The sequence below is a fragment of the Pseudomonas sp. S3_B08 genome (assembly GCF_054667725.1).
Map to the genome: position 1 here is coordinate 5,927,492 of NZ_CP162750.1, position 13,270 is coordinate 5,940,761.

General features: G+C 60.5%; 5 protein-coding genes. 3 read left to right on the forward strand and 2 right to left on the reverse strand.

The annotated features are described in order from the left end of the window. Positions 1-59: 59 nt before the first annotated feature. The gene (mltF, locus tag AB4N73_RS26620; RefSeq protein ID WP_081932530.1) at positions 60-1,520 is read right to left on the reverse strand and encodes a membrane-bound lytic murein transglycosylase MltF; all 1,461 of its coding nucleotides are present in this window, start codon (positions 1,518-1,520) and stop codon (positions 60-62) included. Between the two features lie 285 nt (positions 1,521-1,805). On the opposite strand from mltF, the gene purL reads away from it, so the two are divergent. The 3 genes from purL (at position 1,806) to AB4N73_RS26635 (ending at position 7,369) form a co-directional block, all read left to right on the forward strand. Continuing rightward, positions 1,806-5,702: a phosphoribosylformylglycinamidine synthase gene (gene purL, locus AB4N73_RS26625; protein WP_056783101.1), complete on the forward strand. Its 3,897-nt coding sequence runs from the start codon at positions 1,806-1,808 to the stop codon at positions 5,700-5,702. A 5-nt stretch (positions 5,703-5,707) separates the two neighbouring features. Then, positions 5,708-6,019, forward strand: coding sequence for a YqfO family protein (locus tag AB4N73_RS26630; protein WP_041479517.1), 312 nt, complete (start codon positions 5,708-5,710; stop codon positions 6,017-6,019). Between the two features lie 990 nt (positions 6,020-7,009). After that, positions 7,010-7,369: a DUF6124 family protein gene (locus AB4N73_RS26635; protein ID WP_460142758.1), complete on the forward strand. Its 360-nt coding sequence runs from the start codon at positions 7,010-7,012 to the stop codon at positions 7,367-7,369. Between the two features lie 57 nt (positions 7,370-7,426). Here the strand turns inward: AB4N73_RS26635 and AB4N73_RS26640 are convergent, their stop codons facing one another. After that, positions 7,427-13,150: a membrane-targeted effector domain-containing toxin gene (locus AB4N73_RS26640; protein WP_460142759.1), complete on the reverse strand. Its 5,724-nt coding sequence runs from the start codon at positions 13,148-13,150 to the stop codon at positions 7,427-7,429. Positions 13,151-13,270 lie beyond the last annotated feature (120 nt).

A 13,270-nucleotide genomic window follows, 5' to 3' on the forward strand; every position in this document is an offset into this window, starting at 1 on the left:
AGCTCCTACAGGTGTACACATAACCCTGTAGGAGCTGCCGAAGGCTGCGATCTTTTGCTTTAAAGAGGGGCGGGCTCTTGCGCCGGTTTCGACTTGTCGATCGCCGGCACATGCAGGTTGCCCTCGGCCACCTGATCGCCCTCAAGCTGCGGCTGGGTCACCCAAGTCAGGATGTCGTAGTAGCGACGGATGTTCGCCACGAAGTGCACCGGTTCGCCACCGCGGGCGTAACCGTAGCGGGTCTTGCTGTACCACTGCTTCTGCGAGAGGCGCGGCAGGATCTTTTTCACGTCCAGCCACTTGTCCGGATTCAAGCCTTCCTTCGCCGCCAGTTTGCGCGCGTCATCCAGGTGGCCGCTGCCGACGTTGTACGCCGCCAGGGCGAACCAGGTGCGATCCGGTTCCTGGATCGAATCGTCGAGCTGATCTTTCATATAAGCCAGGTACTTGGCACCGCCCATAATGCTCTGCTTGGGATCGAGGCGGTTCGACACGCCCATCGCCTGCGCGGTGTTCTGGGTCAGCATCATCAGACCGCGCACGCCGGTTTTCGAGGTCACCGTCGGCTGCCACAGGGATTCCTGATAACCGATGGCGGCCAGCAGGCGCCAGTCGACTTTCTCTTTCTTCGCGTAGTTCTTGAAGTGCTGTTCGTATTTCGGCAGGCGCTGCTGCAAGTGCTGGGCGAAGGTGGTGGCGCCCATGTAGCCAAGCACATCAACGTGGCCGTAGTAGCGGTCCTTCAGGCGTTGCAGGGTGCCGTTTTTCTGCACCTTGTCCAGATAGGCGTTGATTTCATTGAGCAGGCTGTTGTCTTCGCCCGGGCCCACCGCCCAGCTCTGGCTGCGCGCGTCGCCGAGGTCGAAGGCCACGCGGATGTTGGTGAAGTACACCTGATTCATCGCCACTTCGTTGGAGTCGACCAGGGTCAGGTCAATCTGGCCTTCATCGACCATGCGCAGCAGATCGACCACTTCAACCGCGTCGGATTCTTCGTATTCGATGCCGGGATATTTCTGTTTCAGCGCGGCCAGTTGTTCGGCGTGGGTGCTGCCCTTGAGCACGGTGATCTTCTTGCCGACCAGATCCGCCGGATCGGTGGGGCGCGACTGACCGTTGCGGTAGATGATCTGCGGGGTGACTTCGAGGTAGGAGTGGGAGAACCGCACCTGCTTCTTGCGCTCGTCGCTGCTGACCAGACCGGCGGCCGCGAGTACCGGGCCGTTCGGCTTGCCGACCTGGTTGAACAGGTCATCGAGATTGTCGGCCGTCTCGATCTTCAGCTCGACGCCCAAATCGTCGGCGAAGCGCTTCACCAGCTCGTATTCGAAGCCGGTTTCACCGCTGCGATCCTGAAAGTAGGTGGCGGGGCTGTTGCGGGTAACCACGCGCAGCACACCATCCTCCTTTACGCGCTCGAGTGTGTTGGGTTTATCAACACAGCCACCGAGCATCAGGAAGAGTCCGGTTGCGATCAGCCATTTGGCGTATCGCGGACGCAAAGCCGTTGGGAAAAACATCTGCGCAGTATACGCAAACGGCCACGAGCGCCATATCTCGACAGCGTAGGACTAGTCTGCTAGCGATCACAAATCCGAGCGAAATCCCTTGAATACGGGCCTTCAGGGCATTTTGTTACAGTAAAAATAAGCCATGCTGAAACGCTCGATTTACCTGACCCCGAAGGCAGAAACACAGATTGCTACCCGAGTGCAACCGTGCGTAGCGTTTCGGGTGATGTTGAGGTCGGTTTAGGCTAGAATGCACGGCCTCAAAGCACACCCCTTCCCGAGGCTGTCCCGAAGATGTTGATCCTGCGCGGCGCTCCTGCCCTTTCTGCCTTTCGCCACAGCAAACTCCTTGAGCAACTGAGCCAGAAGGTTCCAGCTGTCAGTGGCCTGTATGCTGAATTCGCTCACTTCGCCGAAGTCACCGGCGTCCTGACCGGCGACGAACAGCAGGTGCTAGCGCGCCTTCTGAAGTACGGCCCAAGTGTTCCGGTTCAAGAGCCGACCGGTCGTCTGTTTCTGGTGTTGCCGCGTTTCGGCACCATCTCGCCGTGGTCGAGCAAGGCCAGCGACATCGCCCGCAACTGCGGCCTGAGCAAGATCCAGCGCCTGGAACGCGGTATCGCCTTCTATGTTGCAGGGCAGTTCAGCGAAGCCGAAGCCCAGCTGATTTCGGACGCGCTGCATGACCGCATGACCCAGATCGTGCTGGCCAACCTCGAGCAGGCCGCCGGACTGTTCAGCCACGCCGAGCCGAAGCCGCTGACCGCCATCGACATCCTCGGTGGCGGCCGCGCCGCGCTGGAAAAGGCCAACACCGAGCTGGGCCTGGCCCTGGCCGAAGACGAGATCGACTATCTGGTCAACGCCTTCAACGGTCTGAGGCGCAACCCGCACGACATCGAACTGATGATGTTCGCCCAGGCCAACTCCGAGCACTGCCGCCACAAGATCTTCAACGCCAGTTGGGACATTGACGGCCAGAGCCAGGAAAAAAGCCTGTTCGGCATGATCAAGAACACCTATCAGATGCACAGCGAAGGCGTGCTGTCCGCTTACAAGGACAACGCTTCGGTGATTGTCGGCAACGTTGCCGGCCGCTTCTTCCCGAACCCTGAAACCCGCCAGTACGGCGCGGTGCAGGAGCCGGTGCACATCCTGATGAAGGTTGAAACCCATAACCACCCGACCGCGATTGCCCCTTTCCCGGGCGCATCCACCGGCTCCGGTGGCGAGATCCGTGACGAAGGTGCAACCGGTCGTGGCGCCAAGCCCAAGGCCGGCCTCACCGGTTTTACCGTCTCCAACCTGCAGATCCCAGGCTTCGAACAGCCGTGGGAAGTGCCGTACGGCAAGCCTGAGCGCATCGTCACCGCGCTGGACATCATGATCGAAGGCCCGCTCGGCGGCGCTGCGTTCAACAACGAATTCGGCCGTCCGGCCCTGACCGGCTACTTCCGTACCTTCGAGCAGTCGATCACCACCCCGCACGGCGACGAAGTGCGCGGTTACCACAAGCCGATCATGCTGGCTGGCGGCATGGGCAACATCCGTGAAGAGCACGTCAAGAAAGGCGAGATCGTGGTCGGCTCCAAGCTGATCGTGCTCGGCGGCCCGGCAATGCTGATCGGCCTGGGCGGCGGCGCGGCTTCCTCCATGGCCACCGGCACCAGCTCGGCAGACCTGGATTTCGCTTCGGTACAGCGTGAAAACCCTGAAATGGAGCGTCGTTGCCAGGAAGTCATCGACCGTTGCTGGCAGTTGGGCGACAAGAACCCGATCAGCTTCATTCACGACGTTGGCGCGGGCGGTCTGTCCAACGCCTTCCCGGAACTGGTCAACGACGGCGATCGCGGTGGCCGTTTCGAACTGCGCAACATTCCAAACGACGAGCCGGGTATGGCCCCGCACGAAATCTGGTCCAACGAATCCCAGGAACGTTACGTGCTGGCAGTCGGCCCGGAAGACTTCGAGCGCTTCCAGGCGATCTGCGAACGCGAGCGTTGCCCGTTTGCCGTGGTCGGGGAAGCCACTGCCGAACCGCAATTGACCGTCACCGACAGCCACTTCGGCAACAACCCGGTGGACATGCCGCTGGAAGTGTTGCTGGGCAAGGCGCCGCGCATGCACCGTTCGGTGGTTCGCGAAGCCGAGCTGGGCGATGACTTCGATCCGTCGAACCTCGACATCAGCGAGTCCATCGAACGCGTTCTGCATCATCCGGCCGTGGCCAGCAAAAGCTTCCTGATCACCATCGGCGACCGCACCATCACCGGTCTCGTCGCCCGTGACCAGATGGTCGGCCCATGGCAAGTGCCGGTGGCCGACGTTGCCGTCACCGCCACCAGTTTCGACGTCTACACCGGTGAAGCCATGGCGATGGGCGAGCGTACTCCGCTGGCTCTGCTGGACGCGCCGGCATCGGGCCGCATGGCCATCGGCGAAACCATCACCAACATTGCTGCCTCGCGGATCAACAAGCTCTCCGACATCAAACTGTCGGCGAACTGGATGTCGGCGGCCGGTCACCCGGGCGAAGACGCGCGTTTGTATGACACCGTGAAAGCGGTCGGCATGGAGCTGTGCCCTGAGCTGGGCATCACCATTCCGGTGGGCAAGGACTCGATGTCCATGGCCACGCGCTGGAATGACAACGGCGAAGACAAGACCGTCACCTCGCCGATGTCGCTGATCGTGACCGGTTTCGCGCCAGTGGCTGACATCCGTCAGACCCTGACCCCGGAACTGCGCATGGACAAGGGCACCACCGACCTGATCCTGATCGACCTCGGTCGCGGCCAGAACCGCATGGGTGCATCGATCCTCGCGCAGGTCCACGGCAAACTCGGCAAGCATGCGCCGGACGTCGATGACGCTGAAGACCTGAAAGCCTTCTTCGCGGTGATCCAGGGCCTCAATGCCGACGGTCACCTGCTGGCCTACCACGACCGTTCCGACGGTGGTCTGCTGACCTCCGTGGTGGAAATGGCCTTCGCCGGCCACTGCGGTCTGAGCCTGAACCTGGACAGCGTTGCCGAATCCGCTTCGGAAATCGCCGCGATCCTGTTCAACGAAGAACTCGGCGCAGTGATCCAGGTTCGCCAAGACGCCACCCCGGACATCCTCGCGCAGTTCAGCGCCGCCGGTCTGGGCGACTGCGTGTCGGTGATCGGTCAGCCGATCAACAATGGCCAGATCAACATCACCTTCAACGGTGACACCGTGTTCGAAGGCCAGCGTCGTCTACTGCAACGTCAGTGGGCCGAAACCAGCTACCAGATCCAGCGTCTGCGCGACAACGCCGACTGCGCCGAGCAGGAATTCGACGCGCTGCTGGAAGAAGACAACCCGGGCCTGAGCGTCAAGCTCAGCTACGACGTCAATCAGGACATCGCCGCGCCTTACATCAAGAAAGGCATCCGCCCACAGGTTGCCGTGCTGCGTGAGCAGGGCGTCAACGGTCAGGTGGAAATGGCTGCCGCGTTCGATCGCGCCGGTTTCAGCGCGATCGACGTGCACATGAGCGATATCCTCGCCGGTCGTGTCGACCTCAACGAGTTCAAAGGCCTGGTGGCCTGCGGCGGTTTCTCCTACGGCGACGTGCTCGGCGCCGGTGAAGGCTGGGCCAAGTCGGCGCTGTTCAACAGCCGCGCCCGCGATGCGTTCCAGGGCTTCTTCGAACGTAACGACAGCTTCACGCTGGGCGTGTGCAACGGTTGCCAGATGATGTCCAACCTGCACGAGCTGATCCCGGGCAGCGAGTTCTGGCCGCACTTCGTGCGCAACCGCTCCGAGCAGTTCGAAGCGCGGGTAGCGATGGTGCAGATCCAGGAATCGAACTCGATCTTCCTGCAGGGCATGGCCGGTTCGCGCATGCCGATCGCCATCGCCCACGGTGAAGGGCATGCCGAGTTCGCCAGCGAAGAAGCACTGCTGGAAGCCGATCTGTCCGGTTGCGTGGCGATGCGTTTTGTCGACAACCACGGCAAGGTCACCGAAGCCTACCCGGCCAACCCGAACGGCTCGCCGCGCGGGATCACCGGTCTGACCAGCCGTGACGGTCGCGTGACGATCATGATGCCGCACCCGGAGCGTGTGTTCCGTGCGGTGCAGAACTCGTGGCGTTCGGAAGACTGGACCGAGGATGCTCCTTGGATGCGCATGTTCCGTAATGCGCGCGTCTGGGTGAACTAAGGCCTGTGTACAAGCTGGCGTTTTTTGTTCCTGACAGTCATGTCGAGGTGGTCAAAGGGGCTGTGTTCGCTGCCGGTGGTGGGCGGATCGGTGACTATGACCACTGTGCGTGGCAGGTGCTTGGCTCTGGTCAGTTTCGACCGTTGGACGGCAGTCAGCCGTTTGTCGGTCAGGCGGGGCAGGTTGAGCGGGTTGAGGAATGGAAGGTTGAGCTTGTCGTTGCGGATGAGTTGATTGTGGCTGTTGTGGCGGCGTTGAAACTCAGTCATCCGTATGAGACGCCGGCTTATGAGGTGTGGCGGCTGGAGGATTTCTGATCTTCTTTGCTGCTGGAACGGGAAACCCGCAGATGAGGGATTGTCTGCGGGTTTTTTGTTGCCGCTGATTTTTGTGCGGGCGCATTTTCACTGTGGGAGCGAGCCTGCTCGCGAAGGCGCCCTTACAGGCGAGCATGCTGGCTGATTGGGTGAATATCCGTTGCTTCGGGTGTGGCGGCTGGCGGTTTCGCCCTTACGGCGAGTCACCTTTTTCAAACGCCAAAAAGGTAACCCAAAAGGCTTGCTCCTGCGTTCGGCCCTCGCAGGCTCGGGTTCCTTCGCTCCGGGACTGATCCGGGCGCAGCGGCTCCGGTTTGCTTCGCTGCACCTCCTTCCGCTGTGTCTGGCTGCGCCAGACGGTCGCTACGCTCCCACGCCCGGATCAATCCCTCCACTCAGCCTTCCGACGTCGCCGGTGGATCAAGATCAAGAGCAGGCGAGCTGACACTCGGCCTATTGAGTGGTGAAAAGCGTGTGTGTCCGGCTTTTGATTTGTGTTGTTGCTGCCCCTCACCCCAGCCCTCTCCCGAGGGAGAGGGGGCCGATTTTGTGTGGTTTGCAAATCCTGAGTTCAACTCGGACTTTCACGTCGGCGTACCTCGCCTGAACAACTCGGTCAGTCCCCTCTCCCTCTGGGAGAGGGCTAGGGTGAGGGTGGCGATCTGGAGTGTGTTTAAAGCGGTATCTGAGTTCGCAGAACCTTCCCACAAGGTTTTCAGGTTGTCCGTCGGACGCGCGATCTCTAGTCTTTTGGTGTCGCCGAAACTTCGGCGATCGGGTGTGAGAACCCTTAGGAACTGTTAATCCACAATCAGTACCACCATAATCGCCGCCGGCATTCCTGCTGTCTGCATTGTTATGGCGGCTGTGTGCGGGCGGACTTCGGTCCGGCCGGGCTTGTTCCTACCGGTTTCTCACCCCGCACACTGCTGCCACCACTCCGCCGCGTGAGAAACGGCAAGTGATTGGCTATTGATTAGGAACGTATCAATGTCAAAACCTGTGCCTGATCCACCATACGAACCCACCCCCCTCGAACAAACCATCCGCGCCGACGACCTCGCGAAAAACCGCGAAGCGATCAAGCGGGCTCTGGATTTTTACCTGTGCCCGCAACCTGACAAGGCGCACCCGCCCAGCACCATGTTCCTCATCCAGCCGGAAATCGATACCGAAACCCTGCTCGCCCATGCCTGTGAATCCCTCGCTTCAGCCAACACCCTGGCCAGTGATTTCGCTGATCAGTTGGGGCGACCGCAGCGCAATACGGCGCTGGCGATTCAGCAGATCATCATGCTCGCTGAGCTGGCGGTGAACCGTGCGCTGGATCGGGTGGATCCTCAGGCATGAAAAAACCACTGGGCCGTCAAGCCCAGTGGTTTTCCACAACGTGCAATCGCCCGGGCGTCACGTCACCTGTTTCAGCTTCACGTCTGTGACGAGCATGTCGATCAACGTTCGCAGGTAGGTGAAGGTCTGATCTTTTTTCTCCCAGCGATCAACGAAGAACAGACCCTTGTCATTGATCTGAATCGGGGTCTCAACGATCTCGCCGGACCTGGATTTATGCACCACGCTGGCGTTGCGGGTGTCTGCATTTTCTATAAGGAAGTTTCCGGGTTCGGTCAGTTTGTTGCGACTGACAGAAGGCGTCGCCGCAGGGTTTTTCGTTCCGGGGACGGCCACCTCCATCACAAAATCGCTGCTCAAAGCCCTGACGTTGGCCTCGTGCTTGCCGCTGACAAATTCCCACGACCCACGGTGAATATCCCGGGCCAGTTCAGGGGCTGTGTCGCGCACGTGCAGGCTGACGGCGGACAGTGTATCGGCCAGACCTGGCACACCGAGGTTGTAATTGGTATGCGCACTGCCGATGAAGGCCACCCATTTATGCGGCCCGTTGGCCAATTGATCAGCCTCGATCACTTGGGTTGCAAAATAGCTGAACATCTCGTTTCGCGAGACGTGTTCGTCATACACGCCCTTGAGGTGATAGGACGCCGTGCAATCGAGGGCTCTGATGCGAATGTTGTATTTGGCCGCCGCCTGACAGACCGCCGTGTACGTATCGTTCCCTGTGTAATTCGGCATCTGCCCTTGATCCTGACGATGCAGATAAGCCTTGAGCCTGTCGGGCATGCGCTGGGTACGCAGAAAAATGTCGAGATCGGCCTGGTGCAGGTCGGTGAGCAGGTGCTCGACGTACAACGTGTCATAACCGGCTTGCTTAAGGGCTTTCATGTGCTTTTTCAGCAGCGCTTTGCTCGCTACATCGACGTGGGCTTCGCCGATCAGCAGATTCAGACGTCCGTCGGTCAATTGCCGTAAAAAAGCTTCGAATGTGCAGTCGGAGGCGAGCACCGGCAGGATCGGCGCATCGGGTGGGACGTAGTCGGTAAAAGCGTCCCTGGCGGTTTTTTCCAGACGGTTGCGCTGGGCAATGAAAGCCTCGTAGGCCGTTCTTTCACGGGGTATTGTCGGGGTGTAACTCGAGTGCATGGAGTTGGGATGATGCAACATTTCAGCAATATCGTCGCGCAGTGGCGAAGCAATATCGAACTCGCTGAAATGTTCAACGGCGCTAGCTGCGGCGGGCGGCTTGGAGACAGGTAGAGGTGCCTTGTAGGCACTCGGCATCTGTACGAGGTAATCACCTTGCGCTGTCGCGTCTCCCGCGATGGCACCGGGCGCGTCCCTGCTTATGCGTGCGGGTTGGTACAAGTCGATGTCTTCAATACGCACGGCAACGGCCTCGTGGAGGTCGGCCAGGCCCGGGGTGCTGTCGAACGTGGTCATGCGCGACTGCTCGGTCAGGGCAATCCAGCGCTCTTCGCCGATCTCGGCCATATCGATGGCAAGCGCCTTGTGCGAATAAAAGTTTCTGATGCGGTTGTTTCGCGGGGTCAAAGGCGAGAGCCTGGACATCACCATGATCCCTTCGAGTTGATAACTGGTCGAGCCGTCCAGCGCATGAATGCTCATGCCTTTTTCCCGTGCCTTGCGCACCAGCGCCAGGTAAGAGAAAGGCGCGTCTGGCTCATGGCCCATGGCTTTATCGAGCGCTTTCAGATGTTTCTTGATATGGCGCCAGGATTCTCCCCTGTTGAATTTTTCCAGTTTGAGATGAAATACGTCTCCCGGCAGGTATTCGAGGAAGAGGTGCTTGTAGCCGTTCTCCAAAAGCACGTCGAGATTTTCGATCAGTGCCTGTTTGCTGGCGATAGAGCCCGGCTGTGCACCGATGACCAGATTCTTTGCGGCGAATGCATCGCTGGCAATCAACTGCGCGAATGAGGTGTTGGCGGCAACCGCCGGCACTTCGGCGCGAGCGGGCAGCGGTGCGAGTTGGGCAAAATGGCGCGTGGCGTCCGTGGTGAGTTTTTCCACCTGTTGCAGATAGGCTTGGCGCATGCTGGCCATTTTGTCGACCACGTTGACCAGGATGACCTGGGGTGAGAAGCCCATGTAATGCTCGCCCTCCTGGAGCATTCGTCGTCGCGATTGCGGGTCCAGCAACTCTTCAACGAGATCCCGGTACTTGATCGCGACTCCATAGTCCTTATGCGGGCCGGGTGTCTCGGGCACGGCTTCGTATTTTGGTGCACCGCCGGACAGGCCGCTGCGCACCATCACTCCGTCGGAGTTGCGCACGGTCAGAATGCCGGTCGAAAGCAGTCCGGAGCCATTCGGATCCGGGCGGTAGAGCAAATAACGGCCGAGTGCGTCCGGAGTCGTGCTGGCGTAATACGACTGCCCTCTGAAAACGACGGCATGCATATCGTCCCGGACCGGTTCGGTCGCCATTTGATCGATCAATGGCAGAAGATCCTCTTGCTCGTCGCCAACGGTGGTGACAGCCCGACGCAACGGGCGCCGGACGGGCTTGAGTGAACGCAGCGCCGGACGCAGATCCGTCAGCACCGCGCCAGCACTGTTGAACAGATAACCGAGCAAGTGCCGGAACGCTTCGTTGTTATTTCCCTGACGATAGGCATGCAGGGCGAGCATCGCGTCCTTGAAGGCCAGCAACAGGCCGGTGCTCAGGCTCAACAGCGGGAACGGCGCGGTGGCGATGGCAGCGACCCATTCGACGCTCGTCCAGATCAGGCCGGCGATCATTTCGGCGCGACTGGTGGTCGTGGCATGGACGTTGTCGATCCGCCGTTGCAACTTCATGTCGTAGAGCGCGGTACGCAGGTCGCTGACGGCGTCGGCCGGGCGCATCGAGTCATAACGGGCGGGGCTGGGGCTGGTTCTGTTGAGGTCTTTGGGCAGTTTCTTGCGGATGTTTTCCAGGTACGCGCGCACCCGGGTCTGGGCACTGACTCCCACCCGCTGGGTCAGGTACTCGATCATGCCGGACTGCAGCAGCAGGTAATTGAACAGGCGCGCTTCGCGAAAACGCACGCCGTCCGGTGCGTCCGGCGTATACAGCAGGACCGGATCGCCGCCATGGCTGAACAACCAGGCATCGATCACCCATTCGCCGTCGATCATCAACCGGTGGATCGGGTATTTCGTCCGGGTCTGCCCCGACGTTTGATCCATGCTGCTGATGCTTTGCTGCAGCCATTGCAGGTCGCTGCTGGCGATATGTCCTTGCAGCTGGCATTCCAGCGCGGCGCTCTGCATCTGGCGCTGAGTGATGGCCAGCGTCGCGTTGCGTCGGAACGCGTAGCCTTCGCTTTTCGAATCCTGCAGCTCGTTTTTGACTTTGTCGGTATAGCGTTTGCCGATCCAGACCCCCGTGACCGAGCGGGCTACATTCTGCGCGGTCAGGCTACTGATATCGACGCCTGTCGGACCTTTGAAGCGCGCCGAGCGTGAGAATTTCTGGTCGAGAAAACCGACGCCGTCGGCATAGCCGTCGCGATACAGCCGGGTATAGGTCAGCGGTTTCGGCGTCCATGAGGGCACGATCGACTTTGGCGAATAGGCCCAGACGGTGTCCGGATCGACGTCATTGGCAGGGCGTTTGAGCAAGCGGTTCAGGCTGATCTTCGCTTGCGCATGCACGAAATCGTCAAACGCCTGAAAACGTCCGCCCGACAGCGGATGCTGATTGAACGCGCGCAAAGCGCCCTCAGCGTCGTCGCTCAGGGTCGAGAGTTTTCGGCGATTGGCCGCAGTGGTCGAGCGATACCACACCGGGGTGCTGAAATCGTAGTCGTCGATGCGTGTGGCGAGCATGTGTTCAGCCATCGCTTTGAGGCAATCGAGATGGTTGCCCAGGTGGTCGAAGGCGACTTTCTGGTGCTCTGCTGCTTCCGGCTTCAGGCTCAGCCCCGACAACACCTTGCGCAGGGTCGAACGAAAGCGCATCGGCGCGCGGCTGATCAGATAGCCGGCCATGCTTTCGGCGGCGTCATTCTGCTTGGCCCAACCCAAGAGATGGGTCTGCAATTGGCGCTCGCTGTCGAACGCCTCGAACTGGCGTTCACGGGGCGCCTGCGGTGTGCAGAGCAGCAGGCGGCGGACCGCGCCGGATTCGTCGGTCTGACGCAGCACCCAAAGATCCTGCAGCTGGGCGCCGTGCAAAGACAGGGTGGCGGCGCGCAGCTGTGGATCGCTGCCGTTACGCAGGCGCTGGAGCATTTGCAGATCGCCGTCGAGCAGGTGCCCTTGCAGCGCTGCGGCATGGGCGAGCGCGACGATGCGCTGATCGAGCATCTGCTCGATCGCAGGTTTGATCGCGGATCTCGCCTGCATCTGCGTTTGCAAGCGTGCGAAGTCGACGCGCGGTTCCAGCTCCAGTGCCTGCTTGATCACCCAGGCGGGCGTTACGTCCGCGTACTCGTCGGATAACGGCAGGTCGTTGTAAGTCAGCCGGGTGTGGCTGAGAAACGCCGAGCCTGGTAACTCATCGCCGGTGTGCGGGCCGCGCAAGGTCAGCTCGAGCAAATTGCTCTTGTGCACATAAGCGCCGAACCCGGGGACCTGCCGATCCGTAATGATCTGCAGCTTGTCCGGTTCCAGGTCGTCGATTTGCAGATCATCACTCAGCCGTTCCAGCCATTGGTGGCGGGCCACGGCCATCAGGCTGACCGCCGGACCCATCAGGTCAAGCAGGTTTTGCCGGGCCTGATTGTAGTTGCCCAGGTGCAACGCCAGCTCGGCCCGCTTGGCGGCGACGGCGCTGCGGTACCAGTCCGGGGCGCTGTTGCGCAAATGCCGCTCGAACAGGGTTTGTGCCTGAAGTGCCAGGCGCGGGGTGAGATCCGGCAGCGCAGCGTCGATGGCGCGCCCCAGCTCGGCGATCAGTACAGCGCCATCCTGCTGCGGATTGGCGGCGAAACTCAATGCATGTTCGATATCCAGGGTGCGCTTTTCGATCAAGGCATCGTAGATGTGTTCGAACAGCGGTTTGCTGTCGATGGGCGCCAGCTGCAATGGCCAGATTCCCGCTGTACCGACATCGTGGTAGCGGCTGGGCAGCAGCTGCATCAATTCGCCACGGCTGATGCTGTGCTGCATGGTCTTGAGCAGATGGGCATCGAGATCAGCCAGGGAACTGAACAGCTCCAGGCCCCTGGCCGGTGTGAACAACACGACGAAGCCCGCGCTCTGGTCGGTCAACAGATCGCTGACTTTCGGGGTGTCTTTTTGCGTCACAACAAAGGCCCCGGCCAGCTCGACAGTGGTTTGCTGATAAGTGAACTGCAACGCATACATCGCCGGACGCAACAGCGGGCCGAGGTCCAGTTTCTGCATCAGCTCGCCGGCCTGTGGGTGCAGCAGGCGATCGGTGACGGCCTGTTTCGCCTCGTACTCAAGCGCAGTGAAACCGGCGTCGTATTTGAGGAAGGTTTTTGCCGATTTGCCGTCGATCTGATCACGCAGATCCATGTTGATCAGTTGCGTGTTGAGGCGCACCTTCAGCGTGGCGATCAGTTGCTTGCCTGCCTCGCTCTGCAGGTCGGTGGTTGCCAGCGCCTGATAGAGCGCGCGGCTGCGTTGCAGATAGCCGTCGCGATAGGTTTTCAGCTGCTCTTCGAAGCGTTTGAGATGAGCCTGCTCGGTGCTCGGTTTGTGCTCGGGCAACAGCGGGGTTTCGGTGTTGAAGAGAAGACGACCGATCTGGTTGAGATCGTTTTTGAGCTCATCGGGTGTGGGTGCGTTGGGGGTGCTCATGGGCACGATTTCCATGCTGGGGATGAAGGGCCAGCATGGCGAGCAGGGCGTGGAGGAGGGTGGTATTCATGTATCGTGCGCGTGCCGTATTTTCGGCGCCCGCTCCAGCCCTCCCGCCAC